This window comes from Arthrobacter globiformis NBRC 12137, assembly GCF_000238915.1.
GTDB lineage: Bacteria > Actinomycetota > Actinomycetes > Actinomycetales > Micrococcaceae > Arthrobacter > Arthrobacter globiformis.
In genome coordinates this window covers 91,171-118,158 of sequence record NZ_BAEG01000010.1, presented here as the reverse complement: position 1 = coordinate 118,158, position 26,988 = coordinate 91,171, and the positions used below count along the sequence as shown (strand labels likewise).

Below are 26,988 nucleotides of genomic sequence, written 5' to 3'. Positions count from 1 at the left end.
TCCCTGTTGCGGTTCCGGTGTTGCCGAGGTTGACGTCGGCCACAGCGGTCGCGGCCGGTGCCACCGCGGCAATGCTGCCGTTCGATGTACCGGTGTTGAGATCGAGGCCGGCATTAACGCTGACCGCGGAAGAATTCGACGGCGCTGGGCCACCCAGCAGACCCAGCGACGTCGAAGCATTAAGGTCCGCCGAAGCGGTTTCGGACGCGATGTTGACCGTGCCCGTGGCAGTTGTATCCGCGCTCGCCGCGGTTGCGCCGAGGGCTAGTAGCCCTCCGGCAAAGAGGGTGCCTAGTAGGCCCCTGCGAATTGTCTGGTGCATTGTGACGTCTCCTGAAAAGTTGTTGTCAGGCGCTCATGGCAACCCGATTGGCCGTGTTTCTGCCGCATGGAGGCAGAAGGGGCCCAACTAGTCAGGAGAGGAGCCGGGGTCGATGGCCACCGGCGAAGGAATATGCTGAAGGGGTCCGCTGACAGGGACAAATCCCATGAGCGGCAGGTATTCAAAGGCGCTGTTTAGCCAGGCGGCCGAAGCCGAAGGGCCGCCGGACGACGTGCTGCTACCCGATCCTGAGGCAGGAGACGGAAGCAGCGCCTCCGGTGACGGCGTGCCATCGCCACCGGATGGTGAGTCTCCGCCGGCAGGAACCTTCGGGGCAGACCCCGCGGGGTTGGCAGCTTTCGGCGCGGCAGCATGGCTGAAATGAGCCGGCAGCCCGGTGGCCGGTTGGACAGCTGGCGCGGACGCCACGGAGGGGGCGGGGACCATGCCGGGCCAGGACCCTGGACCGGCGGAGGTCTGCCCCATTTCGGCGAGGCCAACTGCGGGTAGCCGGCCCGGATCGGCGACAATCCCCGTCACGACATCCTTGGCGGGCACAATAATCGGTGCCGTCAGAGAAGGTACCTGCGCGAGCACGTCAGTGACGGGCTTAACGGGAAGCTCGACAGGGAGAGCCTCGGTTACCGGGCCCACGACGTCGGTTACTGGTTTCACGACGTCGGTAACGGGCTTAACGCCCTCCGCGACCGGCTGCACGATGGTTTCGGCCGTGTCCGTTAGCGCTCCATCAGCAACGGAGGCAACGGGATCGGTAACCCCGGCCAGGGTGTCGTCGGGAATCGACCCGCCGAGAGGTAGTCCGTCGAGCGCGGTGTCAACGGGCTCCACAATGTCCGCCACAACCGGGGCAACCACGGTCACAGGGGTTGGCTCTGGCGGCGTGGAAGGAACGGAAGTGACGGGAGGCGGCGCAACTGTCGCCGGCAATGGTGCCGGGATGGCTGCCGGGTCGATTGCTGGAAGTGGCGGGGGAGCTACGGCTGGCGTGGGCTGAGCAGCGGCGGGGGCTTCATGTGCCTTGGCGGAGACCAGCGCGCCAACGCTTTCCGCCACGCTGTCCGCATCTCCCCTGATGGATGAGACAGCCGAGGAAATACTGCCGCCAAGCGAGTCAGAGCTGCTGTTGGCGTCGGCGGCAGGGGCGGACACAGCCAGCCAAGCCACAGCGGCCGCACCTGCCAAGAGAACAGGGCGCAAGGGGCGCAGCGCAGACCACGACAAAGCCGCAATGGTCATGCTCAACACCCCCAAGCTCACCGAATGAATCGACGATCGACTCCAGCCTAAGCCTGCCCCAAAGTGAGAGTCCAGACCCGGCACAATAATTCTTTCGACTCGATGAACGCCGGAAAAGCTGCTCAGTGAGCGTCGTTGGGATAGGCGACACCGAGCTGGGCGCGCACGCCGTCGAACAGCCGCATCGTGTTCAGCGAGTCCTCGAGGGGCATGACCGGGCTCTCGGTGAGGCCCTGCTGGACGCACCGGGTCACCTCGCGAAGCTCATACGTATAACCCCGCCCAGTCACCTCGAAGTGTTCAGTCCGCGGGGTCTCCTGCCCGATCCCCACCACCAGCTTCTTGGGGTTGTTGATCGAGCCGAGTGTCTGCAGGTAACCCAGGCTGCCGGCAACTGTTGCGGTGCGGGGGCCGTGGGCGAGCAGGGACGAGGTGAGCTGTGCCTGCGCGCCGTGGTGGTAACCGAGCGTGAGCGCATTCTGGGCGTCCACGCCGTCGTCGTTCAATGTGCCCATGGCACTGACCGTCTGCGGGAAACCCAGGGTGCCAAGCGCCCACAACAGCGGGTAGACCGTAATGTCAAGAAGCGCTCCGCCGCCGTCCTGAACGGCCCACAGCCTGGCGGTAGGGGAGTAGGGTGCCGGGAAGCCGAGGTCTGCCGTGACCCACTGGACGGTTCCGAGTTCGCCTGAATGTGCGATCTCGAAGGCCCTCTGCATGCTGGGCAGGAAGCGGCTCCACACGGCTTCCATCAGGAACAGCTTCTTTTCACGGGCTACCTGGATCAGCTCGGAGGCTTCGCGGGCGTTGATGGTGAATGCCTTTTCGCAGAGCACATGCTTGCCCGCGCGAAGAGCCGCCAGCACTACCCGGTGGTGCTGCGCGTGCGGCGTGGCCACGTAGACCACGTCCACCGCGTCATCGGCGAGCAGCCGCTCATAGCCGTGGTGCCCGCCGTCGTCCCCGTACGCCACGGCAAAGCCGAACTCGCCCGCAAAAGCGTCCGCGGTGTGCTGGCCTCGGGAGCTGACGGCGTAAAGCTCCGCGTCCTCCAGCAGCGCCAGGTCCCGCGACACCAGGGAGGCGATGCGGCCGGTGGCAATGACACCCCACCGCAGCGGTCGGCCCGTGGCGGCAAGGGGATCCTGGTTGGACTGGCTGAAGAGCCATGGCTTGGCGATCGGTGACGTCATGACGCCATCCTCTCACCCGGGTGAGGAACGGTCGGGTTGAAACGTGCGGAAGGTGCGGGAGGGTTACGCCCTGCCCGCACCCGCCGGCTTCCTACACCGCCGCCGGCTCCGCAGCGCGGCCGCGGACCGGTTCCTCCGTGAGCTTGCCCTGCTGGAGGCGGAACCGGCGGTCCGTCTTGTTGGCAAGTGTGCGGTCGTGCGTGACCACGAGGATGGTGGTGTTGTGGTCGCGGCTGAGGGAGCTGAGCAGTGCGATGATGTGCTCGCCCGTCTGCTCATCGAGGTTGCCCGTGGGCTCGTCGGCGAGAATCAGCTTGGGTTCGTTGGCGAGGGCCCGGGCGATGGCCACGCGCTGCTGCTCGCCGCCGGAGAGGCGGTTGATGCGGCGGCCGTGCTTGTCCGGATCGAGCTGCACCTGCTCCAGCAGTGCCCGTGCCCGCTCGGCCCGGACGGACTTCCGCACCCCGGCGAACTCCATGGGCAGCATGACATTGTCCAGCGCGGAGAGGTTGGGCACCAGGTTGAACTGCTGGAACACGAAGCCGATGTCCCGGCGCCGGTATTCGGTCAGCTTGCCGTCCGGCATGCCTGCCAGGCTCACCCCGTTGACGACGACGTCTCCGCTGGTGGGCTTGTCCAGCGCACCCAGGAGGGAGAGCAGTGTGCTTTTGCCGCTGCCGCTCTTGCCCACGATGGACGCCAGTGTGCCCTGCCCCAGCTCGAAGCTGACGCCGTTGACCGGCTTGATGGTGCGGTCGCCGGACTTGAACGTGCGGACCAGATCCTTGACTTCAATCATGGCTATTCTCCTCGGAGGACTTCGATGGGGCGGATGCGGGCGGTGAGCAGGGCCGGAACCAGCGCACCGATGATGGCGACGCCGAACACGGCCGCGATGCCGGCGGCAAGGATTCCGGGGGACACGCTGGCGGTGACGGAGGTGAGCAGCTGGGAGGCGCCGCCGAACGGACCGCCCTGGCCACCCGGGAGTCCGCCCGCAGCCCCGGCGAACCCGCCGCCGCGCTGGCCGGCGGGGGCCGCCGTCGTGCCTGTGCTGGAGCTGACCAGTGCGGAGGCGATGCCGCCGCTCGCGAAGGAGGCGAGGACGGCGCCCACCACGCTGCCGAGGGCCACCAGGACCAGGGCCTCGAGCACGAACTGCAGACAGATGGTGCGGTTCGGTGCGCCGATGGCCTTGAGAACGCCGATTTCGCGGCGGCGCTCGCGGACCAGCATGACCATGATCAGCAGGATGATCAGCCCCGCGGTGCCAAGTGCCGCGATGAACGCCACCATGGAGATGTTCTTGACGCTGTCCAGCGAGGTGACGGCGGTTTCGAGGTTGCGCTGGCCCTGGGTGACGTCGGCCTTGTCGGTGCCGAGCGCGTTCTGCAGGGCCGTCTTGGCGGCGTCCACGTTCTCCATGCTGTCGACGGTGACGATCATTGTGGACAGCTCGCCGGGCAGCTCGGCCAGTGTCTGGGCGGTGGGGAGCGTGACGTAGAGGGCGTTGTTGCCGAACGCGGTGCCGGCGTCGAACAGGCCCGCGACGGTGAAGGTCTTGCTGTTGATGGTGAAGGTGGAGCCCACCTTGAGGTTGTTCTTTTCAGCAAGGGTGGTGCCCAGCAGCGCCTTGGTGGACTCCGCCGTGTAATCGCCCAGCCCGGTGCCCGAGGTCAGTTCCAGCGCCTTGCCGGTGCTGTCCACCTCTGCGCCGGTGCCGGTCGCCGTGATGGGCAGGGCCCGCGCCGGCTGGGTGGTGGCGGTGGTGCCCGTGGATCCGGTACTTCCCGTGGCAGCGGTGGTTCCGGAGCTGTCCTGGTTGCGCGCGCCCAGCGTTCCGGCGTCGACTGCCGCGGTGAGGATGGTGGTCAGCGTGGTGGTCGTCTGGCCGCCGGGGCCGCCCTGCCCGCCGCCCGGACCGGCCTGGGTGCCGGCTGCCGCCTGCGCGGCGGCCTCGGCCGCGTTCCGCAGCCGCAGCGCCTTGGTTCCGACGACGGCGGTCACGTTCGGGACGTCCGCCGCTGTCGCTGCCTGCTCGGCAGTGAGCGGCTCACCGCCGCCTTCGAAGCCCTGGCCGCCGGCCGGGTTCACCGTCAACACCGTCCCTACCGAGGCGTTCAGCTCCTGTACTTTGGCCCCGACTGCCTGGTTGGCCACGAGCATGGCCAGGGCCAGCCCGATGGCGACCGCCAGCACGGCCACAACCGCGGCGGTTCGGACCTTGTTTCTAAACGCATTGCCTACACTTCGGGCGAGGACGCTCACTGCACTCCTTGGGATCACATGCCGGGGGATTGGCCGGCTTCGGATCCCACATTGGTGCCCGCTGCTGTGCAGGAAACGGGCTGAACCTATGTTTCCGCTGTGAGGCGAGGAGCGGTGGAGCGTCCGGTGGCAACGGAAGAGCCCCGGCTCTCCGGGTGAACTGGTCACCTGCGGGGGAGCCGGGGCTCTGTGGCGTCTGTGGCGGAAGCCGCTACTTGGTGATCGGGCCGAGAACCGGATCGTCCACGTAGGCCGTCTTGACGTTTTCCTTGGTCACGATGACCGGCTCCAGCAGGTAGGCGGGAACGGTCTTGACCTTGTTGTTGTAGGACTTGTCATCGTTGATTTCAGGCGTCTTGCCGGCCTGGATGTCCTTGACCATGACGATCGCGTGCTCCACGAGCTTGCGGGTGTCCTTATTGATCGTGGAGTACTGCTCGCCGGCCATGATGGACTTGACCGACTCAACCTCGGAGTCCTGCCCGGTGACCACCGGAAGCGGCTTGCCGGCAGCCTTGACGGCGGTCAGCACCGCGCGGGCCAGGGTGTCGTTCGGGGACAGGACGCCGTCCAGCGATGCGGATGTGTAGCTGCCGGTCAGGAGCGTGTCCGCACGGCGCTGGGCGTTTTCTGCCTTCCAGCCCTGGGTGACAGCCTGCTCGAAGGACTTCTGTCCGGAGAGCACCTTCAGCGTGCCGTCGTCGATCTTCGGCTTCAGAACGCTCATGGCGCCGTCGAAGAAGACCTTGGCGTTGGCATCGTCAGGGGAACCCGCGAAGAGCTCGACGTTGTACGGGCCGTTCGGCTTCTTGGCCTGCATGCCTTCCAGCAGCGCCTTGCCCTGCAGCTCGCCCACCTTGAAGTTGTCGTAGGCCACGTAGTAGTCCACGTTCTCGGTGTTCAGCAGCAGGCGGTCGTAGGCGATGATGGTGGCGCCGGCGTCCTTGGCCTGCTTCAGCTGGGTACCCAGCTGGGCGCCGTCGATCGCGCCGACGACGATGACCTTGGCGCCCTTGGTGATCATGGCGCTGATCTGGTTCTGCTGCTCCGAGACGCCGCCGTTGGCGAACTGGACGTCCGGCTTGAAGCCCGCGTCCTTAAGGCCGTCGTTGAACAGCTTCTCCGCCAGGACCCAGTTTTCCGAGGTCTTCTGGGGGAGCGCGACGCCGATCGAGGAGTCTTTGGGGAACGCCTCGCCGCCGGCGGTGCCGCCGCCCGTTGTGCCGGAGTCGGAACGGCCGCAGGCTGTCAGCGCCAGTGCCGCAATGGCAGCGATTGCTGCCGCCTTTCCTGCCTTACCAATCATTCGCATTTGCTCGGTTCACTTTCTATAGGGGTGGGAAATGCATCCGGGGAGCGGGCGGTGCTCAGGCTTCCCGGGAGATGGTTTCCTTCGTGGAGGTCACTTCGTCGGGCTGGAGCTGGGTGCCGCCGCTGGGGCGGTTGAAGCCCTGGGTCAGCAAGCCGATGATGGAACGCTTGCCCTGGCTCTTGTTGTAGACGTCGAATGCGACGGCGATCAGCAGGACCAGGCCCTTGATGATCTGGGTCAGGTCGGCACCGACGCCGAGCAGCTGCAGCCCGTTGTTCAGCACGGCCATGACCAGGCCACCGACGATCGAGCCGATCACGGTGCCCACACCGCCGGTGACAGCCGCGCCGCCAATGAACACAGCGGCGATCGCATCGAGTTCCCAGCCCACGCCGTCGAACGGGCCGGACGCCGTGGAGCGGCCCACGAAGATCATGCCGGCCAGGCCGGCAAGGATGGACATGTTCATCATGACCAGGAAGTTGACCTTCTTGGACTGGACGCCGGAGAGCTCAGCCGCGTGCCGGTTGCCGCCCACGGCGTAGACGTGGCGGCCGACGACCGTCTTGGAGGAGATGAAGCCGTAGATCAGGACCAGGACGGCGAGGATGAGTCCGGGGATCGGGAACGACGTTCCCGGGCGGCCCGTGGCGAACAGGTACGTGGCGTACAGGATGGCACCGCAGACCAGCACGAGCTTGGTGACCACCACCCAGCCTTCGGGGACCTCAGCGCCGAGCGCCTTGGCGGTGCGGCGGGCGCGGAGTTCGCTGAAGATCACGAACGCCACCCCCAGCAGGCCAAGGAGCAGGGTGAGGTTGTTGTAGCCGGTGCTCGGGCCGACCTCGGGAAGGTATCCGGAGCCGATGTACTGGAAGTCGGCGGGGACCGGGATGGTGTTGGACTTGCCGACGAACTGGTTGAAGCCGCGGAACAGCAGCATGCCGGCCAGTGTCACGATGAAGGCTGGTATCCCCACATAGGCCGTCCAGAACCCTTGCCAGGCCCCGATCAGGACGCCGAGCCCGAGTCCAAGCAGGATACCCAGGTACCAGGGGATGCCCCAGTCCCTGATGGCCAGGGCCACGGTGACGCCGACGAACGCCGCCACGGAGCCGACCGACAGGTCGATGTGGCCGGCGATGATGACCAGCACCATGCCGATGGCCAGAATCAGGATGTAGGAGTTGCCGTTGAAGAGGTTGATGACGTTGCCCGGGGTGAGCGTGCGGCCTTCGGTGGCGAATTGGAAGAAAACGATCAGTGCAACCAGGGCGAAGATCATGCCGAATTGGCGGGTGTTGCCGCCAAAGAGCTTCTTGAGCGCGTTCATTATGTCAGTCCTTGTTCTGGAAGGTTCTGGAGGGTTCCAGAGGGTCAGGCGGTTTTTCGGGCGGAAGTCATGAGTTTCATCAGGCTTTCCTGGCTGGCGTCGTCCTTGTTCAGGACTCCGGTGATGGCGCCTTCGAAGATGGTGTAGATCCGGTCGGAGAGGCCCAGCAGTTCGGGGAGTTCGGAGGAGATCACGATGACGCCCTTGCCCTGGTTGGCCAGCTGCTGGATGATGCCGTAGATCTCGTACTTGGCGCCGACGTCGATGCCGCGGGTGGGCTCGTCCAGGATCAGCAGGTCAGGATCGGTGAACATCCACTTGGCCAGGACCACCTTCTGCTGGTTGCCGCCGGAGAGCTTCGCCACGCCTTCCTCCACGGAGGGCGTCTTGGTCCGCAGCGATTTGCGGTACTGCTCAGCCACCGTGAATTCCTTGTTGGCATCCACCACGAAGTGCTTGCTGATCTTGTGCAGCGCGGCCGAGACGGTGGTGGTCTTGATGTCATCCAGAAGGTTCAGGCCCAGGGACTTCCGGTCCTCGGTGACGTAGCCGAGGCCGGCGTCGATGGCCTGCTTGACGTTCTTGAGGTGGAGTTCCTTGCCGTTCTTGTAGATGCTGCCGGTGATGAAACGGCCGTAGGAACGGCCGAACACGGAGCGTGCCAGTTCGGTGCGGCCGGCCCCCATCAGCCCTGCGAAACCCACGATCTCGCCGCGGCGGACGAAGAAGTTGGAGCCTTTGCAGACCAGGCGGTCCTGCACCTGCGGATGCCCCACGGTCCAGTTCTTGACCTCGAACAGCACCTCGCCGATCTTGGGCGTGTGGTCCGGGAAGCGCGATTCCAGGGTGCGCCCCACCATGCCCTTGATGATGCGGTCCTCGTCAACGCCATCGCGTTTTACGTTCAGCGTCTCGATCGACTTGCCGTCGCGGATGATGGTGATCTCGTCGGCGATCTGCTCGATCTCGTTGAGCTTGTGGGAAATGATGATGGACGTGATGCCCTTGCCCTTCAACCCCAGGATCAGGTCCAGCAGGTGCTGGGAGTCGGATTCGTTCAGCGCGGCGGTGGGCTCGTCCAGGATCAGCAGGCGAACCGACTTGTTCAGCGCCTTGGCGATCTCCACGAGCTGCTGCTTGCCGACGCCGATTTCCTTCACCGGGGTATCCGGGTTCTCCCGCAACCCCACCCGGGCAAGCAGCTCGCGGGTCCTGGTGCGGGCCTCGGCCCAGTCGATCACGCCGCGCTTGACCGGTTCGTTGCCCAGGAAGATGTTCTCCGTAATGGAGAGCTCCGGGATGAGCGCCAGTTCCTGGTGGATGATCACGATGCCGGCGTGCTCGCTGGCCCGGATGTCCTTGAACTGCTGCACCTCGTTCTGGTACACGATGTCGCCGCTGTAGCTGCCGTAGGGGTACACGCCGGAGAGGACCTTCATGAGGGTGGACTTTCCGGCGCCGTTCTCCCCGCAGATCGCGTGGATTTCCCCGGCCTTCACCCGCAGGCTCACATCGGACAAGGCTTTAACGCCGGGGAATTCCTTGGTGATGGAGCGCATCTCCAGGAGAACCGGCTCGCTTTGCGTGTTGAGGGACGTCATTTGCCCTTACGCCTCCAATGCATTGACTTCGTTGTCTTCCCTGCAATCCGCAGGGCCGTCTGATGAAAAAGTAGATGGAGCATGCCGTTGTCGTCAAGTATTTAACGCAACGGCCGCATAACGAAACGCTACGTCCGCCGGATTCCGGCGTGCTGGAACACCAGGGCTGCGGCGCCGAGAGCCTCCGCGCGGTCGTTCAGCGAGGACATCGTGAGGGTGGTGGTTTCGCCGATGACCGGCACGGCATGCCGCACCAGCCCGCGCCGGATCGGGTCCAGCAAGATGTCGCCCAGCCCGGCCAGGGGGCCACCAACCACGATGACCTCGGGGTTGATCAGGTTGGCCACATTCCCCAGCGCCCTGCCCACCGCAAGGCCCGCGTCGTCCACGACGCGCAGGGTGGCGGCATCCCTCGCCAGCGCCTTGCGGACGATGTCCTCGGGCGTGAGCGGGCGCTCCTCGCCCCGGCTCAGCAACTCAATCATGGTGGTGGTGGAGGCAATGGTTTCCAGGCACCCCCTGTTGCCGCAGCGGCAGATCAGGCCGTGTTCGTGGATGGTCGCGTGGCCGATTTCGCCGGTGATCCCGACGTTGCCGTAGTACGGGTTGCCGTTGAGGATCAGGCCCGCGCCAATGCCGGATCCGATCTTCATGAACAGCAGGTTGCTGATGCCGCTGTGCGGCCCCCACGTCACCTCGGACAGGGCGCCCAGATTCGAGTCGTTGTCTATGAAAATGGGGAACTGGAACGCCTCTTCGAGGCGTTCCTGGATGTCGATGCCCACCCACTCGGGCAGGATCGCCCCCTGGGCGACCGTGCTGGTCCGGCGGTCGATTGGGCCGGGGATCCCGACGCCGGCACCCACCACGGCGGTGCGCTCCGCCCCGCTGTCAGCCAGTAGTTTGTCGAGCAGGGCGACGGCCGCCTGGATGCCCTGCTCCGCGTGGTGCCCGAGGGGCAGGAGCACGGATTCCTCGGCGATGACGTGGTAGCTGAGCGAGGCGAGAACCACCCGCAGGTGCCGCCGGCCAAAGTCGATGCCCACCGCCACGGCACCGTTGCTGTTGAGTCTGACGTTGAGTGCGCGCCGCCCGGAGCTGGTGGTCGGCTCGGTGGATGCCAGCCCGGAGTCCTGCATGATTTTGACGATGTTGGACACTGTCGCGGTGGACAGCCCCGTCTGCCGCGCGAGCTCCGCCTGGGTCGAGGGGCCGTTGAGCAGGCATTCGATGATCCGCTGCTGGTTCAGGTGCCGGAGGGCGGACTGCGACCCGGGGTTTTTGGTTCGGCTCCTCGTTGAGCGCGATGGTGAGGGCATGAAATGAACATTGCACCATCAGCAGCCTTGTAGTCAAGAAGTTAACGCAATGCCCCAGCATGCGGATGGGTGCGGGCGCCGGGCGATCCGTCCCACTGGCAGCGCTGGTCGGTGCAAATGGACCGGAATCGCCGGTGCCGCCCGCGGATACGCTGAAGAAAACGACGTCCAGTGTTGGGCGGCCACGAAGACTTGAGGTGATCACGGTGAAGCTGGCGCTGATGCAGGCGAACTCCAGTGTTTTGGACATCGAACGGAACTGCGCAGCCATCGACCGGGCGGCTCAGCGGGCCGCGGAGGCGGGTGCTGCCGTGCTCCTGACCCCGGAGCTATTTCCGGTGGGTTATGCGCCGCTGCGCATCAGGGCGGAGCTGGACCCCGAAACCCTGCCCGGCATCCGGCGTACCCTTGCGGGGATCGCTGCCGCGCGCCGGATCGCCCTGGTCTACAGCCTGCCCGCCGTCACGGCCGACGGTCAGTGGCAGATCACCGCGACGGTCCTGGACGGCCGCGGGGACGAACTCCTGAGCTACGCCAAGGTGCACCTTTTTGGCCCGGAGGAGCGCAGGGCGTTCAGCCCCGCGGAAGCAGCCCCCGCCGTCGTCGATGTGGGTGGCATCAAAACCTCGCTGGCCATCTGCTACGACGTGGAGTTTCCCGAAACGGTGCGCGCGGCGGCCGCGGCCGGCGCGCACCTGCTCCTGGTTCCCACGGCGCTGGCCCACGGCTTCGAATCGGTGCCGCAGCTGCTGCTGCGGGCCCGGGCGCTGGAGAGCCAGCTGACGGTGGCGTATGCCAACCACTCCGGGGAGGAGGACGGCTGCACATTCCTCGGCGGAAGCGTCATCGCCGGCCCCGACGGCGGACTGCTCGCCGCGGCCGGTCCCCACCCGGAACTGCTGTACGCCGAGGTCAGTGCCGAGGCGGCCCGCCAGGCGCGCGATGCCGTGCCCTACCTGCGCGAACGGCGGCCGGATGTTTACCGCGCCTGGGAGGAAGCCCGCCGCGCCGAAGAGGACGGCGGCGCCGCAACGCCTTCATAGGGTCCAGCTAGGAGGGCGGCAGCTCGTCCACGTACTGCAGCGCAATCCAGAGTTCGGCCCGGACCTGCGCCTGGTTCAGGTCGGTGTCCAACAGCTCGGCCACCGCGTTGATCTGCCGCCGGACGCTGTTGCGGTGCAGGCCCAGCGCCTTGGCGGTTGCATCCCAGTTCCCGTTCTCACCGAGCCATGCCCTCAGGACGGACAGGTGCGCGGTCCGGCGGTCGCTGTCCTGGCTGAGCACCGGTTCCAGCAGCCGGCCAGCCAGCATGGCGCCGGCTTCATGACCCAGCAGCCCGGCGACTGTCCACGTCACTTCACCCACCCTGGCACTCTTGCCGGTTGTCTGGACGCGCTGCCGCAGCGCCGTCACCCGCTGGTTGGCGCTGCTCAGGTCGGTGAGCTCGGTGACGTCCCCGATGACCAGCCGCCACCCCAGCTTCTCGACTTCGCCCAGCAGTGCGTCGTCCACCTTGAGCCTGGTGATGGCGGCGAAGCCGTAGTCGGTGAGCTCCACGAGCTTGGTGTCGAACAGGCGGCGCCACTGCAGCAGCTCCCGCACCGGGCTGTCGCCGGCGCGTCCGGCGGCCTGATCCGGCCGGGTGCCCGGCACTGCGCCGATTCCCTGCACTGCCCTGATTCCCTGCACTGCCCTGATGCCCTGCACTATGCGCAGCGGACCGGAACGCGTGGACGAAGTGCTCTGGGCCAGCAGGTCGCGGAGTCCGTTGATCTGCCGCGCACCGCCGGCGGACAGGCTGTCCGGATGCAGCAGCAGCGACGTCGCCAGCTGGCTCGGGGCCAGTGACCCGCTGGTCCGTTGCCGGACCAGGAGCTCCAGGAGTCCGACGGCGGAGGAGACAACGCTGTTCTGCGCCGGGGTCAGCGGCGTGTCGGTGCCCAGCACCAGCGCCCCGAGGTTGGCGTCGCGGGTGCTGCGCAGCGGATGTCCGAACACGAGCCGGGAGGCGGGGCGGTCCAGGGAATCCATCTCCACGCGGGGACCGCTTCCGCCCAGGAGCCTGCCGAGCAGGGGCTGCAGGGCTGCAGCCTCGACGCCGGAGCCCGCCCGGGCGCGCAGCCGCCCGTCGGCGCCCATCAGCATGGCCCACACCGGAACGCGCTGGGCCAGGGCGGCGAGCAGTTCGTGTTCCGGCCGGGCGGACAGGACGGCGCGCATCAGCTGCCGGTTGGTGTCCGCGAGATGCCTGAACAGTTTCGCGTTGTCCGATTCCAGGAGCCGGGAGAACTCGAGGCCAATCGCCGCGAACGGAACAGTACTCGGCACCTGCACGAGCGTCAGGTTCTGCCGGATGCAGGCTTCCACCACCGCCTCCGGGACAGCACTGAAGTACGGCTCCAGGCCAAAGCCGAGTGCCACGACCCCGGCCTGCACCAGGCGCCGGACATACGCGCCGGCCCCCGCGCCGGCAGCGCTGTCGGCGCCCGCACCGCCATCTGCGGCGCCAACGAAGGGCAACCCCGCCGTGAGGAGGAATTCGCCGTCGAGCAGGTAGGGCGTGGGGTCCTCGAGCTCACTCGGCTCAACCCACCGCAGCAGGCGGGAGCCGTTGCCGCCGTCGTGCAGCATCAGAAGTTCGGAAGGCAGCTTCGCCAGGAGCTGGTCCAGGGTGACACCGCTCTGATGTTCCGCCGCCGAACCGCCCGCCGGAGAAGTGCCGCCGGCCGTCTCAGGCGCACCAGCCTGTTGTGCATTACGTCCCATGCCAGAACACTCTAGGTCATTTTGCACAGCATTGAGAGGTGACTCACACGCCTAGGCTGGAGCGACGGAAAGCCCCCAACTACTCACGAACGGACGTCAATGATGACTGTGCCCACCCAAGCAGGACAGCGGCCTCCGGTGCAGGCCGGCCGCCCCGGGCTGGCAGCCCAGCTGCTCCGCCGCAAGCCGATCGGGCAGATGGTCCGGGAAGCCGAGACCGGCCATGGGGGAACCCGTCTGGTCCGCAGCTTCGGGGTCATGCAGCTGACGATGATCAGCGTGGGCGCCACCCTCGGCACCGGCATCCTCGTGATCCTGGGCGAATCCGTGCCGCTGGCCGGGCCGGCCATCTGGATCTCGTTCGCCATTGCCGGACTGGCCGCGCTGCTTTCCGCCGTGTCCTACGCCGAAATGGCTGGCCTGGTGCCGGCGGCGGGCTCCAGCTACTCCTACACGTACGCCACCATGGGTGAGGGCATGGCCTGGATCTGCGGCTGGTGCCTCGTGCTTGAGTACGCCGTTTCCGTGGCAGCGGTGGCAGTGGGCGCCGGCCAGTACGTCAACGAAGCGCTGGCGGTCTTCGGGCTCGCCCTGCCGGATGCGGTGTCGCAGCCTCCGGGCGACGGCGGCCTGGTCAACATCCCGGCCATGGTGATCGTGGTGCTGGCCATGGTCCTGCTGGTCCGCGGCGCCAAGGAGAGCGCGTGGATCAACACTGCGATCGTGCTGGTCAAGGTGGGCATCCTGGCCTTCTTCTGCGCCGTGGCCTTTACCGCCTTCAACGGCGGCCACTTCGAGCCGCTCCTGCCCATGGGCGCCGCCGGCGTCTCGGCTGCCGCCTCCCGGGTGTTCTTCTCCTACATCGGCTTCGACGCCGCCTCCACCGCGGGCGAGGAGGCCCGCAATCCCAAGCGCGACCTGCCCCGGGCCATCATGCTGTCCATGCTGATAGTGACCACCATCTACGTGCTGGTTGCCGTTGCCGCCATCGGCGCCCGCCCGTGGGGCTGGTTCGACGGCACCGAGGCTGCCCTGGTGAAGATCCTGGAGGAAGTCACCGGCCAGCCGTGGATTGCGCTGGTATTCGCCGTCGGCGCTGTACTCGCCATTGCCAGCATCGTGCTGACCGTCCTCTACGGACAGACCCGCATCCTTCTTTCCATGTCCCGCGACGGGCTGGTGCCCGGCGTCTTTGGCCGCGTCTCCCACCGCACCGGCACACCCGTTGCCGGAACTCTGATCGTGGGAATCGCCGTCGCCCTCACCGCCGGGCTGGTCCCGCTCGGGGCGCTCGCGGATGCCACCAGCATCGGCACCCTGTTCGCCTTCGCCCTGGTGAACGTGGCCGTCATCTACCTCCGCCGCACTAGGCCGGAGCTCAGGCGGACCTTCCGGGTTCCGCTGTTCCCGCTGACACCGATCCTGGGCGCACTGATGTGCGTCTACCTGATGGCCAACCTGGGTGCCGAAACGTGGGTGACCTTCGGAGTCTGGATGCTCGTGGGACTGGCCGCCTACTTCGGCTACGGCAGGAGGCACTCGCGGGTGGCCGCGCTGGGGCAGGAGGAATACCGTGAGCTATCCGGCCGTGATTTTTCCCCAACTCCCGCACCCGCTGAAGCGACAATCTTTCACCAGTAAGACAACAGACGAGACCACGGAGACACACCTTCCATGACAACCGCTACCGAACTGCCGGCATCCGATCCGTCCAGCACCACCACCGCAGCACCCGGCATCTTGCCCGGGGCCGGGTCACCGGGCCAGGCCCCGGTGACCATGCTGAACCCGGACTTCCCGTTCAGTTACGACCACTACCTGTCCCACCCGGACGGCCTTGGTTCGGTCCCGCCGGAACTGCACGGCACCGAAGTCGCCGTGGTGGGCGCCGGGCTGTCCGGGCTGGTGACGGCGTACGAACTGATGCGGCTCGGGCTGCGTCCGGTGCTCTACGAAGCGGACCAGCTCGGCGGGCGCCTGCGCACCGCCAGCTTCCCGTCAGCCCCGGATGTGGTGGCGGACCTGGGCGGCATGCGGTTCCCGGTGTCAGGCAAGGCGTTTTACCACTATGTGGACCTGCTGGGCCTGGAGACGCGGGACTTCCCCAACCCGCTGGCACCGGTGACCTCCAGCACCGTGATTGAACTGGCGGGGCAGAAGCACTACGCCGCCACCTCCGCGGACCTGCCGCCGTTCTTCCGCGAAGTGGCCGATGCCTGGAAGGCGGCCGTGAACGACGGCGCGCAGTTCACCCAGATGCAGGAGGCCATCCGGGCGCGGGACACAACCCGGATCAAGGAGCTGTGGAATGAGCTTCTTCCGGAGCTCGACGAGGAGACGTTCTACGGCTTCATCGCCGGCAGCCAGTCGTTCCGGAAGGCGGGCTTCGCGCACCGCGAGGCGTTCGGCCAGGTCGGCTTCGGCACCGGCGGCTGGGACACCGACTTCCCCAACTCGATCCTGGAAATCCTCCGCGTCGTCTATACCGACGCCGACGACCAGCACCGGCTCATCGCCGGGGGAGCGCAAAGGCTCCCCGAGGCACTCTGGCGCCACGCGCCGTCGGGCATGGCGCACTGGCCAGAGGGGACGTCCCTGGCGTCCCTGCACTCCGGCTCCCCGCGCGGAGCGGTGGAACGGATCAGCCGCGACGCCGACGGCAACCTCCGCATCCGGGAACGCTGGGGGAGGGAAGCCGCCTACCCGGCCGTGGTCACCACCTGCCAGTCGTGGCTTCTGTCCACCCGGATCCACACCGAGGAGGCGCTGTTCCCGGCTGAGCTGTGGACGGCGATCGAGCGCTCGCACTACATGCAGTCGTCCAAGACGTTCGTGATGGTCGACCGGCCGTTCTGGAAGGACATCGATCCGGAGACGGGCCGGGAAGTGCTGTCCATGACGCTCACGGACCGGCTTAACCGCGCCACGTACCTGCTGGACAACGGGCCCGACCAGCCGGCCGTGATCCTGCTGTCCTACACCTGGAACGATGACGCCCTGAAGTGGCTGGCACTCGACGCCGACGAGCGGGTGGAGCTGATGCTGCACTCCCTCGAGCAGATCTACCCCGGCGTGGACATCGCCAGCCACATCGTGGGCCAGCCCATCACTGTCTCCTGGGAGGCCGACCCCAACTTCATGGGCGCGTTCAAGGCGAACCTGCCCGGCCACTACCGCTACCAGCAGCGGCTGTTCACCCACTTCAAGCAGGACCAGCTGCCGGAAAGCCAGCGCGGGATCTTCCTCGCCGGCGACGACGTCTCCTTCACCGCCGGCTGGGCCGAGGGGGCAGTGACCACGGGCCTGAACGCGGTGTGGGGCGTGCTGAACCACCTCGGCGGCTCATCGGCACCGGGCAACCCCGGCCCCGGCGACCTGCTGGACGAGCTGGGACCGATCAGCCTGGACTAGGTGGGCGGAGCCGGCGACACCGGAATGGTACTGGGACGCGCCAGCGGTCGGGGGACACCCGACTCCGGGTGTCCCCCGACCGTTTTGGCGTCCTGGCACCGGATGCGGGTCCTCGGCTCAGCGGTTGTGCCAGTGGAGTTCGCGGTGCGCCCGGGCGAGCTCGCGGTAGCGCGCCGCGTTCCCCTTCACGCCGTCGAACTCCTCATCGGTGAGTTCGCGGCGGACCTTGGCCGGGACCCCGGCCACGAGCGAGCGGGGCGGGACGACCGTGCCTTCCAGCACGACGGCTCCGGCCGCCACGAGCGATCCGGCGCCGATCACCGCTCCGTTGAGGATGGTGGCGCTCATGCCGATGAGGCAGTCGTCCTCGACGGTGCAGCCATGGACGACGGCGCTGTGCCCGACACTGACGCGCGCCCCGACGCTGCAGGGGAAACCGGGGTCGGCGTGCAGGACCACGTTGTCCTGCAGGTTGCTGCCGGTGCCCACGGTGATGGCGGCGGTGTCCGCACGCACCGAGACGCCGTAGAACGCGCTGGCGTCCTCGGCGAGCGTGGCACGGCCGATGACCGACGCCGTCGGGGCAACGAACACGGAGGGGTGGATGTCCGGCGTGTCGCCGGCGAAGGGATAAATGGGAGCCATGCCCCAAGCCTAGGACAAGCCGGGCTTTGAGTACCGTCTTCCCGGAGGGCGCTTCAGTGTGCTCCGCCGACGTTCAGGACGACGACGCCGGCCACCACCAGTGCGATCCCGAGGACCTTCATGGGGTTCAGTTCCTCGCCGAGGAAGACGGCGCCGATGGCCACGATGGCAACAGTTCCGAGGCCCGACCAGAGGGCATAGGCCACGCCGACCGGCACACTCTTGATCACCTGCGACAGCAGCGCGAAGGCAATTCCGTAGGAGCCCAGGCACCAGACGCTGGGCCAGAGCCGGCTAAATCCTTCTGTCGATTTCAGGAGGCTGGTGCCCAGGACCTCCGCGGCGATCGCCAGCGCCAGATAGACGTAGCCCAAGAAGTATCGTCCTTTCTCATTGCTGGAGCCCTGGCCGGCGTGCTGCCGGCGCTTCGCACCAAGACGACTCCCATCCTAGGTGCGCGCGCAACAGGAGAATTACCCGAGGGCCCGTGAGAGCTGCTCGCCAAGAATCCGGGTGCCCTCGGTGAAGGCTCCCGGGTTGGGGCCCGCGTAGTTGAGCCGGATGAAAGGCCCGGCAGGTTCGGCCGGGAACCACTCCGCTCCGGCAGCAATGATGACGCCGGCGCTTTCGCAGTTCCGGGCGAGCTGTTCGGCGTCGGTCCCGTCCGGAAGACGTGCCCACAGGTTCAGCCCACCCTTCGGGACATTCTCGATATGGGCCTGGGGCGCGTGCTGAATCAGGCTCGTGAGCAGCAGATCGCGGCGGGACTGGAGCTGGTGCCGGAGGCTCCTCAGGTGGGTCTGCCAGGCCGGCTGCGTGACGACGTCGAGTGCAGCGGCCTGGAGCAGGCCGCTGACATACATCGACTCGGCTGCCCGGTCGGCCAGGATGCGTTCGCGCGCCGGGCCGCGGGCGATGACGGCGGCCACGCGGATGGCAGGGGAGACGCTCTTGGTCAGTGAACGGAGATACACAACGTGGCCCGAATCGTCGCGGGCCGCCACGGGTTGGGGTGTGGTGGTGATGCCAAAGTCGTGTGCCCAGTCGTCCTCGAGGAGGAAGGCGCCGTTCTTGCGCACGACGTCCAGTACCTGTTCGCCGCGCCGGCCGTCCCACTGCGCGCCGGTGGGGTTCGCGTAGTTCGGCTGCGCATAGAACATCCGGGCGCCCGTCTCCTCGAAGGCGCGGGCCAGCTCGGCCGGGTCCGGTCCGCCGGCACCGCTCGGTACGGGGATGACCCGGACGCCGGCCTGCGCCGCGGCCAGGATGGCGCCCCAGTAGGTCGGGGACTCCATGAGGAGCGGCTGTCCGTAGCCGACGAGCGCCCTGAAGATGGAGCTGAGGCCGCTTTGGCTGCCCGGAAGCACGACGACGTCGCTCGGGGTTGGCGGCGTAATGCCGGCCGGGGTGGAGCTTCCCAGCTCATGGGCAAACCAGGATTGCAGCTCGGGAAGCCCTGCCGCCGGGGGACGGGACAACGCTGCCTCGCCGCGGGCCGCCCGCGTGAGCGCCGCGCGCACCAGCCGCTCCGGCAGGAGCTCGCGGTCCGGATAGCCGGAATGGAACGCAATGACGTCGTTCGATGCGGTGCGCATTGCAGCGGAACCTGGCCGAAGCGGGGCCTGCGGTGACCGCAGGGCCGCCGTCTGCCAGCCGTAGTCCGAGGGCCGCGCGGTCCGGACGGCCCGCACGAATGTCCCCACCCCCGGACGGCTCTCGATCACGCCCTCCCTCGTGAGGGCCTGCAATGCCTTTTGGACAGTAACGGGGCTGGCCTGGTGCTCCGCGACGAGCGACCGCGTCGACGGCAGACGCGATCCCGGTGCGGCCGCGGCAACCCATTCCCTCAGCCGCGACGCGATCCGGGAGCTGCTATCGTTGTTCATGAGAGACAATAGTAGCGCTACTGTTCCAGTCCGCCCAGTGATACCGTCGCCAACTTCGTCAGGCGCCGGCTCGCCACACGGCGCTGCCTCACCTGCCGGAATCTGGTGGGGCCTCCTGGGCGTAGTGGCTTTCTCGTTAACTGTTCCCTTTACCCGCCTCGCCGTGGAGGGGCTGTCGCCGCTGTTCATTGGCTCGGCCCGGGCGGTGGTGGCGGCTGTCCTGGCCGCCGCAGCCCTGTTGCTGACACGCCAGCGCCTGCCGCGCGGTGTGCAGTGGCTTCGTCTGGCGGTGGTCGCCGGCGGCGTCGTCGTCGGCTTCCCGATGCTTACGTCCTTCGCCCTCACCGCCGCGCCGGCCAGCCATGGGGCCGTGGTGATCGCCCTGCTCCCGGCTGCGACTGCAACGATGGCGGTGCTCCGCGGCCGCGAGCGTCCACGGGCAGCATTTTGGATCGCGACAGGAGCGGGCGCCATCGCCGCCGTCGCATTCGCCAGCGCACAGCCGGGGGGCTTCGGCCAACTGCATGGGACGGACCTGCTGTTCTTCGGCGCGGTGCTGGCCGCGGCCGTGGGGTACGCCGAGGGAGGGCTGCTGGCCCGCGAACTCGGCGCGTGGCAGACCATATCCTGGGCACTCGTCCTCGCCTCGCCCCTGATGACCGCGCTAGTGGCTTTCTCCGTGTCGCAGCAGCCGCCCGCGGCCACGCCGGTGCAGTGGGCTGCCTTGGCTTACCTCGGCGTCGTCAGCATGTTTCTGGGCTTCGTTGCCTGGTACCGCGGCCTGGCCATCGGTCCCATGTCCCAGGTGAGCCAGGTCCAGCTCGCGCAGCCGGTGATGAGCATCTGTTGGGCCGCGGTTTTGCTTGGCGAGCAGCTGACGTGGGCGGTCATTGTTGGCGGACTTGCCGTCATACTCTGCGCCGGCGCCGCGGTCCGCGTCCGGCACAACCGGCGGGCAGCGCCCTAGCGGAGTTGTTCCCGCTGCCGCGCCGCATGAGAGGCTGTGCGCAGTACTGAATGCTCACAGGGGGAAACATGCTTGGGATACTGGCCGCCATTCTCTATTTCGCGGTTCCGGCTGCGCTCGGTATCACAGTGCTGTACTGGATCATCCGGCTCGGAGTGAAGCACGGCCTGCGGTCTTACGAGGCAGAGAAGGCCCGGGACTCAGCGTCCCGGGTCTAGTTCGGATCCGGCGGCAGTCAGGGAAGGACGACGGCGATCGGCGCACCGGGCTCTGCCACGCGCTCAAGCTCCCGCACGACGTCTTCCGCCTGGTCTGCTGTCAGCCCTTCGAGTGACTGGACCGCCCAGACCGCGGGGAACGTATTCGCGGCGAAAGGCAGGCGCGTGGGGTCCGCCACGGACACACTCAGGCGGCGGGCCATGGCGTACCTGACGTTGCCGTCGAAGGGATCAACGCCCGTGTAGTGGATTCCGGCCTGGACGAACCGGAGGCCGTCGTCGCCCGGGCCGCAGCACACGTCCAGCACGGCGTGCCTGCCTTGGGCCTTGAGCAGGGCGATGAAGGGTTCCAGTGAGGTTTCCGTCAGCAGAGTCATCGTGTTAACCAGTCTTGGTTAAAACCCGCCGCGTGGGAACCGCCACCGAAAACCGCCGCCGCGGGCGCACGGCCCGCGGCGGCGAATTTAGCGGCGGAGCATCAGTTAAAGACGACTGTCCGGTTGCCGTCCAGCAACACGCGGTGTTCGGCGTGCCACTGCACGGCCTGGGCGAGGGTGCGGCCTTCCACGTCCCGGCCCATCTGCACGAACTGCTCCGGCGTGCGCGCGTGGTCCACCCGGATGACTTCCTGTTCGATGATCGGGCCCTCGTCCAGCGCGGCGGTGACGTAGTGCGCGGTGGCGCCGATCAGTTTCACGCCGCGCGCATGGGCCTGGTGGTAGGGCTTGGCGCCCTTGAAGGACGGCAGGAAGGAGTGGTGGATGTTGATGGCCTTGCCGGTCAGCTCAGTGCACAAGTCGTCCGAGATGATCTGCATGTAGCGGGCCAGGACGGTTAGTTCGACGCCCTCTTCGGCGATGATCTTGCGAAGCTGGTCCTCGGCCTGTTCCTTCGTGTCGGCCGTCACCGGGATGTAGTGGAACGGGATGCCGTAGAACTCGGCCAGCCCGGCCAGGTCCCGGTGGTTGGAGACAATAGCGGGAACCTCGATGGGCAGGGTGCCGGAGCGCTGCAGGAACAGGAGGTCGTTCAGGCAGTGGGCGGACTTGCTGGCCATCAGCAGCGTTCGCACTTTCCGGCCTACGGGGTTCAGGTTCCACTGCATGCCGAAGGCCTCGGCCACTGGCTCCAGGGCGGCAACCACCTCGGCCTGGGAGGCGGTGGTGGTGGCTTCCACGCGCATGAAGAAAGTGCCTGTGGACTCGCTGCCGTACTGCTGGGAGTCCGTGATATTGCAGCCGGCCACGAGCAGGGCGCCGGCGACGGCGTGCACAATTCCGGGGCGGTCGGGGCAGGACAGGGTTACTACGTACGATTTGGCGAGCTGGTCTTCATTCACGAAGAACAGCCTACCCGCGCGTCGGCGCCGCTTTTGATAGTGTTGTGGCGTCGCAACTGGCGTTTGGGTGGCTAACCACCAGGGAGCGGCATTCACGAAGACCACGGATCGTACGCCTGGGCCGAGGGTCATGTTTTGCCGGTAGCGCTGCGCTTCTCGAAGTGCAGCCACCCAGTGCGCTGCGGCGCCCTTAATAGACGTGCGCCCGGAAGCGTTTCCGGATGGTGGTCATCGAAGGGGCGGAGCAACGTTCAAGCCGGTAGCCTGACCTTTAGCAGTGCCCATCCCTAGCCAGGAGTTCTTCGTGACTACTTCACCGACTTCCGTTAGCACTTCCTCCGTCAGCAACCAGCCGCTGGCTGAACTCGATCCCGAGATCGCCGCAGTCCTGGACCAGGAACTCGGCCGCCAGCGCGGCACCCTGGAAATGATCGCCTCCGAGAACTTCGCTCCCCGCGCGGTCATGGAAGCCCAGGGCTCCGTTCTGACCAACAAGTACGCCGAGGGCTACCCGGGCCGCCGCTACTACGGTGGCTGCGAGTACGTGGACGTCGCCGAGCAGCTGGCGATCGACCGCGTCAAGGCCCTGTTCGGTGCCGAGTATGCCAACGTCCAGCCGCACTCCGGCGCGCAGGCCAACGCTGCCGCGCTCCACGCCATGATCACCCCGGGGGACAAGATCCTGGGCCTCTCCCTGGCACACGGCGGTCACCTCACGCACGGCATGAAGCTGAACTTCTCCGGAAAGCTCTACGAAGTTGCCGCCTACCAGGTCGAGCAAGACAACTTCCGGATTGACATGGACAAGCTGCGCGAGCAGGCCATCGCCGAAAAGCCCCAGGTCATCATCGCCGGCTGGTCCGCATACCCGCGCCACCTCGACTTCGCCGCGTTCCGTTCGATCGCCGACGAGGTAGGCGCCCTGCTCTGGACCGACATGGCGCACTTCGCCGGCCTCGTCGCCGCCGGACTGCACCCGAGCCCGGTCCCGCACTCCGACGTCGTCACCTCCACCGTGCACAAGACGCTGTCCGGGCCGCGCTCCGGCGTCATCCTGGCGAAGCAGGAATGGGCCAAGAAGCTCAACTCCGCCGTCTTCCCCGGCCAGCAGGGCGGACCCCTCATGCACGTGATCGCTGCCAAGGCCGTGGCCTTCAAGATCGCCGGCACTGCCGAATTCAAGGAGCGCCAGGAGCGCGTCCTGGAAGGCGCCAAGATCATCGCCGACCGCCTCAACCAGTCCGATGTTGCCGAGGCCGGCGTCTCCGTCCTCACCGGCGGCACCGACGTTCACCTGGTGCTGGTGGACCTGCGCAACTCGCAGCTGGACGGCCAGCAGGCCGAGGACCTCCTGCACTCCGTGGGCATCACCGTCAACCGCAACGCCGTGCCGTTCGACCCGCGCCCGCCGATGGTCACCTCCGGCCTGCGCATCGGCACCCCGGCCCTGGCCACCCGCGGCTTCGGTGCCACGGAGTTCACCGAGGTTGCCGAGATCATCGCCACCGCGCTGAAGGCCGGCTCCGCCACGGACGTCGAGGCCCTGCAGTCCCGGGTGGACAAGCTCGCTGCCGACTTCCCGCTGTACCCGCAGCACGAGCAGTGGTGATCCGTGACTAAAACCGCAAAAACCGCGCAGATCCTTGACGGCAAGGCTACCGCCGCTGCCATCAAGGCCGAGCTGGCCGAACGCGTGGCCGCACTCAAGGCCAAGGGCATCACTCCGGGACTGGGCACCATTCTGGTGGGGTCTGACCCCGGCAGTACCTGGTACGTGGGCGGAAAGCACAAGGACTGCGCCGAGGTGGGCATCAACTCCATCCGCCGCGACCTGCCCGAGGAAACCACCCAGGACGAGCTCCTCGCCGTGGTCCGTGAGCTGAACGACAACCCGGAGTGCACGGGCTACATCGTCCAGCTGCCGCTGCCCAAGCACATCGACCAGGACGTCATCCTGGAGGCCATGGATCCGGATAAGGACGCCGACGGCCTGCATCCGATGAACCTGGGCCGCCTCGTGGCCAACATCAGCGGCCCCATGAAGTCCCCGCTGCCCTGCACCCCCAAGGGCTGCGTGGAACTGCTTAGCCGCCACGGCATTGACCTGAAGGGCAAGCGCGTCCTCGTGGTCGGGCGCGGCGTCACCATCGGCCGCCCGGTGGGCCTGCTGCTGACCCGCAAGGACGTCAACGCCACCGTCGTTCTGGCGCACACCGGCACCGCCGACCTGCCCGCCGAACTCCGGCAGGCCGACGTCGTGATCGCCGCGGCCGGCGTGCCGCACCTGGTCAAGGCGGGGGACCTGAAGCCCGGCGCCATCGTGCTCGACGTCGGCGTGAGCCGTGTTGACGACGGCACCGGCAAGGCGGTGGTCACCGGTGACGTCCACCCCGACGCCGCCGACGTCGCCGCCTGGCTGTCCCCGAACCCGGGCGGCGTGGGTCCGATGACCCGCGCCATGCTCCTGGCCAACGTGGTGGAAACCGCGGAACGGCAGGCAGGCCTCCGCTAGGATCCGACAGGCTGGGCCCACGCCGGCAGGGTTCCCCTGGCCGAGGTTAGGGTGCCGGTGGGGCGTCTACTCCGACGGGAGTAGGCGCCCTACGCCGTTAAGCGGACGACGGGCGGGGCCTCCCCGGCTAGGCTCGGACCTATGCAGCGCCGTTTCCGGGGACCGCCCACAGCCGCCATCGTGGTTGCCGTGGCCGTCTTCGAGGTGGTGGGCACCGTGGTCGCCTCCGCCCGGCAGCCGGACCACCGGCCGCTGGATGCCCTCGCGTTCGTGCTGCTGCTGGCGGGGCCGGCCTCCCTGTCGCTGCGGCGCCGCGCCCCGCTCGTGATGCTTCCGGCCGCGGCGGCGTCCGTCGTGGCGTACCTGGCCCTTGGCTATGCGTGGGGTCCGGTGTTCCTGTCGTTGGCGCTGGCGATCGTGCTGTCCGCCGCTGCCGGCAAGCGCTGGCAGACCTGGGCCGTGGCCGCCGCCTGCGCAGCCGTCCTGGTGGCCGGCGCGGCGGGCAGCGGCGACGAGTTCGCCCTGGTCCGGGCATTCGCCGGCACCTCATGGCTGGCCATCCTGGTGCTGATGGGCGAGGGCGTTCGGCTGCGCACCGACCGGGTGGCGGAACGCCGCCGCCAGCACGAGGCCCGCGAGCAGGCTGCCCGTGACGAGTACCGGTTGGCCCTCGCCCGTGACATCCACGACGTCGTTGCCCACTCCCTGTCGCTGATCAACGTCCGTGCCTCGGTGGCGCTGCACCTGGGAGAGAAGGACCCCGCCCAGTTCCGCCCCGCGCTGGAAGCCATCAAGGCGGCGAGCAAGGATTCGCTCGCCGAGGTCCGCCAGCTCCTGGGCGTGCTCCGCGAGGACGCCCCGCTGAGTCCGGCACCGCCGCCGCGGCTGGACCGGATCCCGGGGCTCGCCGACGACGCCCGCCGCGCCGGGCTCGAGGTCAGCCTGACCCAGCCGGAGGCGGCCGCTGTGCATCAGCTTCCGGACGCCGTGCAGGAAGCGGCGTACCGGATCGTCCAGGAGGCGCTCACCAACGTGGTGCGTCATTCCGGCGCCCGGAAGGCCGCCGTCGTCCTCGCCCTGGAGGGCACGACGCCGGCGGCGGACGCCGGAAGGCAGCTCACCGTGACCATTGACGACGACGGCGCCGGGGCCGCCGGGGTGCCGGAAGGCAACGGAGTGACGGGGATGCGGGAGAGGGCGGCCGCCGCGGGCGGTTCGCTGCACCTGGCGCCGTTGAACCTGTCGCCTCTGCGTCCCGGCTGGCGGGTCCGGGCCGTGATTCCGCTGGCCGCACCGCCGGCCATGCCCGGACCGGAACGGGAGACGCGGTGATCAACATCCTGCTGGCCGATGACCAAACCCTCATCCGCGCCGGCTTCCGCGCCCTCCTGAACGCCGAACCGGACATGGAGGTGGTGGCCGAGTGCGGCACCGGCCGCGACGCCGTCCGCCTCGCCGCACGCGAACGTCCGGATGTGGTGCTGATGGACATCCGGATGCCCGAGACGGACGGGCTGGAGGCCACCCGGAAAATCATGGCGGACCAGAACCTGACAGGCACCCGCGTCATCATCCTCACCACCTTCGAACTGGACGAATACATCGCGGAGGCGGTGCGGGCGGGCGCGGCAGGGTTCCTGGTGAAGGACACCGAGCCCGAGGAGCTGCTCCGCGCCGTCCGCGTGGTCCACGACGGCGACGCCCTGCTCTCGCCGTCCGTCACCCGGCGCATCATGGCCCAGCTGGCGCTGCAGTCCCGGGCGACGGCGGCTCCAGTATCGCTGGAGAACATCACCGAACGTGAACGCGAGGTCCTGCGGCTGGTGGGCGAGGGGCTGAACAACGCGGAGATCGCGGAACGCCTGGTGATCACGCCCCTCACGGCCAAGACCCACGTATCACGCATCATGACCAAGCTGCTGGTCCGCGACCGGGCACAGCTGGTGGTGCTGGCCTACGAATCGGGGCTCGTGCGGCCCGGCTGGGCGGGTTAGGGCAGCACCAAACGAGGCTCTCTCACTTCCTGCAGGTTTCCAGGTGCGGCCGCATGGTTTTGTGAGACAGCTTGATGGGAGCCTCGCCTTCAGGTGACCGCGCGAAGGAAGAAATACGATGCCGGTTTCCGTGAGGAATCGGTTCTGAGAGAGGGTCCCCTCGAAGGCGGCAGGGGCAGGACTCCCGGCGGAGTACGCGGGGCACCCAAGGTGACTCCCGCCGTCGGACGACCCGCCGCCGTCGGACGACAAGACTCGAAGCAGAGCCGAAAGACGGCCCCTTACCGAGATTCTGGGAGCATGACATGACTTCATCCCTAGCCGCCACTTTCGCGGTCCAGTCCGCGCAGCTGCTGGCCGATCCCGTCGCCCACGGTCCCTGGGGCACCGGCCCGTGGGGCACCGGATTCTCGCCATGGTTCCTGCTGTTCCCGCTGTTCTGGATCCTGGTGATCGGACTGTTCATCTTCTTCGCCCGGCGCACCTGGCGCAGGAACCACGAGTGGGCCACGGCCCGCGGCGGTGAAAGTGTCCTGCGGGAGCGCTACGCACGCGGCGAAATCGACGAGACCGAGTACCGCCAGCGCCTGGAGGTCCTCCGCGGCGACTCAAGGGGGGACTCCCGGGGGAACCGCAGGTAACACC

Annotated in this window: 26 protein-coding genes and 1 riboswitch; of the genes, 11 read left to right on the top strand and 15 right to left on the bottom strand. The window is 67.6% G+C overall.

Annotated features, from left to right (window positions below; genetic code table 11):
• A partial coding sequence (locus tag ARGLB_RS23090) for a hypothetical protein (RefSeq protein ID WP_003798167.1) occupies positions 1–322 on the bottom strand: 322 nt, incomplete at its 3' end.
• A gap of 87 nt (positions 323–409) precedes the next feature.
• Positions 410–1,204, bottom strand: a complete 795-nt coding sequence (locus ARGLB_RS01720) for a hypothetical protein (protein ID WP_003798165.1) — start codon at positions 1,202–1,204, stop codon at positions 410–412.
• 211 nt (positions 1,205–1,415) lie between these two features.
• On the opposite strand from ARGLB_RS01720, the gene ARGLB_RS01715 reads away from it, so the two are divergent.
• Positions 1,416–1,607, top strand: a complete 192-nt coding sequence (locus tag ARGLB_RS01715) for a hypothetical protein (RefSeq protein WP_139023216.1) — start codon at positions 1,416–1,418, stop codon at positions 1,605–1,607.
• A gap of 94 nt (positions 1,608–1,701) precedes the next feature.
• Here the strand turns inward: ARGLB_RS01715 and ARGLB_RS01710 are convergent, their stop codons facing one another.
• From ARGLB_RS01710 to ARGLB_RS01680, 7 genes are all read right to left on the bottom strand, one after another.
• Positions 1,702–2,772, bottom strand: coding sequence for a Gfo/Idh/MocA family protein (locus tag ARGLB_RS01710; protein ID WP_003798162.1), 1,071 nt, complete (start codon positions 2,770–2,772; stop codon positions 1,702–1,704).
• A gap of 91 nt (positions 2,773–2,863) precedes the next feature.
• Positions 2,864–3,571, bottom strand: coding sequence for an ABC transporter ATP-binding protein (locus ARGLB_RS01705; RefSeq protein ID WP_003798160.1), 708 nt, complete (start codon positions 3,569–3,571; stop codon positions 2,864–2,866).
• A gap of 2 nt (positions 3,572–3,573) precedes the next feature.
• A complete protein-coding gene (locus ARGLB_RS01700; RefSeq protein ID WP_003798157.1) occupies positions 3,574–5,040 on the bottom strand; it encodes an ABC transporter permease in 1,467 nt (488 codons plus the stop codon).
• Positions 5,041–5,251: 211 nt separating this feature from the next.
• Positions 5,252–6,352 carry a substrate-binding domain-containing protein gene (locus ARGLB_RS01695; protein ID WP_003798155.1) on the bottom strand — a complete coding sequence of 367 codons (1,101 nt, stop codon included), beginning with the start codon at positions 6,350–6,352 and terminating at the stop codon, positions 5,252–5,254.
• Between the two features lie 55 nt (positions 6,353–6,407).
• Positions 6,408–7,685, bottom strand: a complete 1,278-nt coding sequence (mmsB, locus tag ARGLB_RS01690) for a multiple monosaccharide ABC transporter permease (RefSeq protein ID WP_003798152.1) — start codon at positions 7,683–7,685, stop codon at positions 6,408–6,410.
• A gap of 44 nt (positions 7,686–7,729) precedes the next feature.
• On the bottom strand, positions 7,730–9,286 hold the full coding sequence (mmsA, locus tag ARGLB_RS01685; RefSeq protein WP_003798151.1) for a multiple monosaccharide ABC transporter ATP-binding protein: 1,557 nt from the start codon (positions 9,284–9,286) through the stop codon (positions 7,730–7,732).
• 128 nt (positions 9,287–9,414) lie between these two features.
• Complete coding sequence (locus ARGLB_RS01680; protein WP_003798149.1) at positions 9,415–10,605, bottom strand: ROK family transcriptional regulator; 1,191 nt, start codon at positions 10,603–10,605, stop codon at positions 9,415–9,417.
• A 206-nt stretch (positions 10,606–10,811) separates the two neighbouring features.
• Between ARGLB_RS01680 and ARGLB_RS01675 the strand changes: the two genes are divergently transcribed.
• On the top strand, positions 10,812–11,648 hold the full coding sequence (locus tag ARGLB_RS01675) for a nitrilase-related carbon-nitrogen hydrolase (protein WP_043417669.1): 837 nt from the start codon (positions 10,812–10,814) through the stop codon (positions 11,646–11,648).
• 7 nt (positions 11,649–11,655) lie between these two features.
• Here ARGLB_RS01675 and ARGLB_RS01670 read toward each other — a convergent pair whose 3' ends face one another.
• On the bottom strand, positions 11,656–13,371 hold the full coding sequence (locus ARGLB_RS01670; protein WP_003798145.1) for a PucR family transcriptional regulator: 1,716 nt from the start codon (positions 13,369–13,371) through the stop codon (positions 11,656–11,658).
• 102 nt (positions 13,372–13,473) lie between these two features.
• Between ARGLB_RS01670 and ARGLB_RS01665 the strand changes: the two genes are divergently transcribed.
• Entirely contained in the window at positions 13,474–15,012 is a 1,539-nt protein-coding gene (locus ARGLB_RS01665; protein ID WP_050934222.1) for an amino acid permease, read from the top strand.
• Between the two features lie 33 nt (positions 15,013–15,045).
• Positions 15,046–16,782: a flavin monoamine oxidase family protein gene (locus ARGLB_RS01660; RefSeq protein ID WP_175304934.1), complete on the top strand. Its 1,737-nt coding sequence runs from the start codon at positions 15,046–15,048 to the stop codon at positions 16,780–16,782.
• A 117-nt stretch (positions 16,783–16,899) separates the two neighbouring features.
• Here the strand turns inward: ARGLB_RS01660 and ARGLB_RS01655 are convergent, their stop codons facing one another.
• The 3 genes from ARGLB_RS01655 to ARGLB_RS01645 all read right to left on the bottom strand — a co-directional run bounded on the left by ARGLB_RS01655 (position 16,900) and on the right by ARGLB_RS01645 (position 19,313).
• Positions 16,900–17,427 (bottom strand): gamma carbonic anhydrase family protein, encoded by a 528-nt coding sequence (locus ARGLB_RS01655; RefSeq protein WP_003798139.1) that lies wholly within the window; start codon positions 17,425–17,427, stop codon positions 16,900–16,902.
• Between the two features lie 53 nt (positions 17,428–17,480).
• Positions 17,481–17,801, bottom strand: coding sequence for a DMT family transporter (locus tag ARGLB_RS01650; RefSeq protein ID WP_003798137.1), 321 nt, complete (start codon positions 17,799–17,801; stop codon positions 17,481–17,483).
• A 99-nt stretch (positions 17,802–17,900) separates the two neighbouring features.
• Positions 17,901–19,313: an aminotransferase-like domain-containing protein gene (locus tag ARGLB_RS01645; RefSeq protein WP_043417642.1), complete on the bottom strand. Its 1,413-nt coding sequence runs from the start codon at positions 19,311–19,313 to the stop codon at positions 17,901–17,903.
• Here ARGLB_RS01645 and ARGLB_RS01640 point away from each other — a divergent pair.
• Positions 19,312–20,280, top strand: a complete 969-nt coding sequence (locus ARGLB_RS01640) for a DMT family transporter (protein WP_043417641.1) — start codon at positions 19,312–19,314, stop codon at positions 20,278–20,280. The two genes, ARGLB_RS01645 and ARGLB_RS01640, sit on opposite strands and share 2 nt — an antisense overlap.
• A gap of 68 nt (positions 20,281–20,348) precedes the next feature.
• Complete coding sequence (locus ARGLB_RS23470) at positions 20,349–20,498, top strand: hypothetical protein (protein ID WP_175304933.1); 150 nt, start codon at positions 20,349–20,351, stop codon at positions 20,496–20,498.
• 17 nt (positions 20,499–20,515) lie between these two features.
• Here the strand turns inward: ARGLB_RS23470 and ARGLB_RS01635 are convergent, their stop codons facing one another.
• Together ARGLB_RS01635 and purU are read right to left on the bottom strand one after the other, a co-directional pair.
• A complete protein-coding gene (locus ARGLB_RS01635; protein WP_003798133.1) occupies positions 20,516–20,875 on the bottom strand; it encodes a class I SAM-dependent methyltransferase in 360 nt (119 codons plus the stop codon).
• A 101-nt stretch (positions 20,876–20,976) separates the two neighbouring features.
• On the bottom strand, positions 20,977–21,837 hold the full coding sequence (gene purU / locus ARGLB_RS01630) for a formyltetrahydrofolate deformylase (RefSeq protein WP_003798131.1): 861 nt from the start codon (positions 21,835–21,837) through the stop codon (positions 20,977–20,979).
• Between the two features lie 42 nt (positions 21,838–21,879).
• Positions 21,880–21,966, top strand: a riboswitch (ZMP/ZTP riboswitch).
• Positions 21,967–22,141: 175 nt separating this feature from the next.
• Between purU and glyA the strand changes: the two genes are divergently transcribed.
• The 5 genes from glyA (at position 22,142) to ARGLB_RS01605 (ending at position 26,984) form a co-directional block, all read left to right on the top strand.
• The gene (glyA, locus tag ARGLB_RS01625) at positions 22,142–23,446 is read left to right on the top strand and encodes a serine hydroxymethyltransferase (RefSeq protein WP_003798129.1); all 1,305 of its coding nucleotides are present in this window, start codon (positions 22,142–22,144) and stop codon (positions 23,444–23,446) included.
• 3 nt (positions 23,447–23,449) lie between these two features.
• Complete coding sequence (locus ARGLB_RS01620) at positions 23,450–24,349, top strand: bifunctional methylenetetrahydrofolate dehydrogenase/methenyltetrahydrofolate cyclohydrolase (RefSeq protein WP_003798126.1); 900 nt, start codon at positions 23,450–23,452, stop codon at positions 24,347–24,349.
• Between the two features lie 141 nt (positions 24,350–24,490).
• The gene (locus tag ARGLB_RS01615) at positions 24,491–25,681 is read left to right on the top strand and encodes a sensor histidine kinase (RefSeq protein WP_003798124.1); all 1,191 of its coding nucleotides are present in this window, start codon (positions 24,491–24,493) and stop codon (positions 25,679–25,681) included.
• The gene (locus ARGLB_RS01610; protein WP_003798122.1) at positions 25,678–26,343 is read left to right on the top strand and encodes a response regulator transcription factor; all 666 of its coding nucleotides are present in this window, start codon (positions 25,678–25,680) and stop codon (positions 26,341–26,343) included. Before ARGLB_RS01615 ends, ARGLB_RS01610 begins: the two co-directional genes overlap by 4 nt.
• Before the next feature lie 305 nt (positions 26,344–26,648).
• On the top strand, positions 26,649–26,984 hold the full coding sequence (locus ARGLB_RS01605) for an SHOCT domain-containing protein (RefSeq protein WP_003798120.1): 336 nt from the start codon (positions 26,649–26,651) through the stop codon (positions 26,982–26,984).
• The last annotated feature ends 4 nt before the right edge of the window (positions 26,985–26,988 follow it).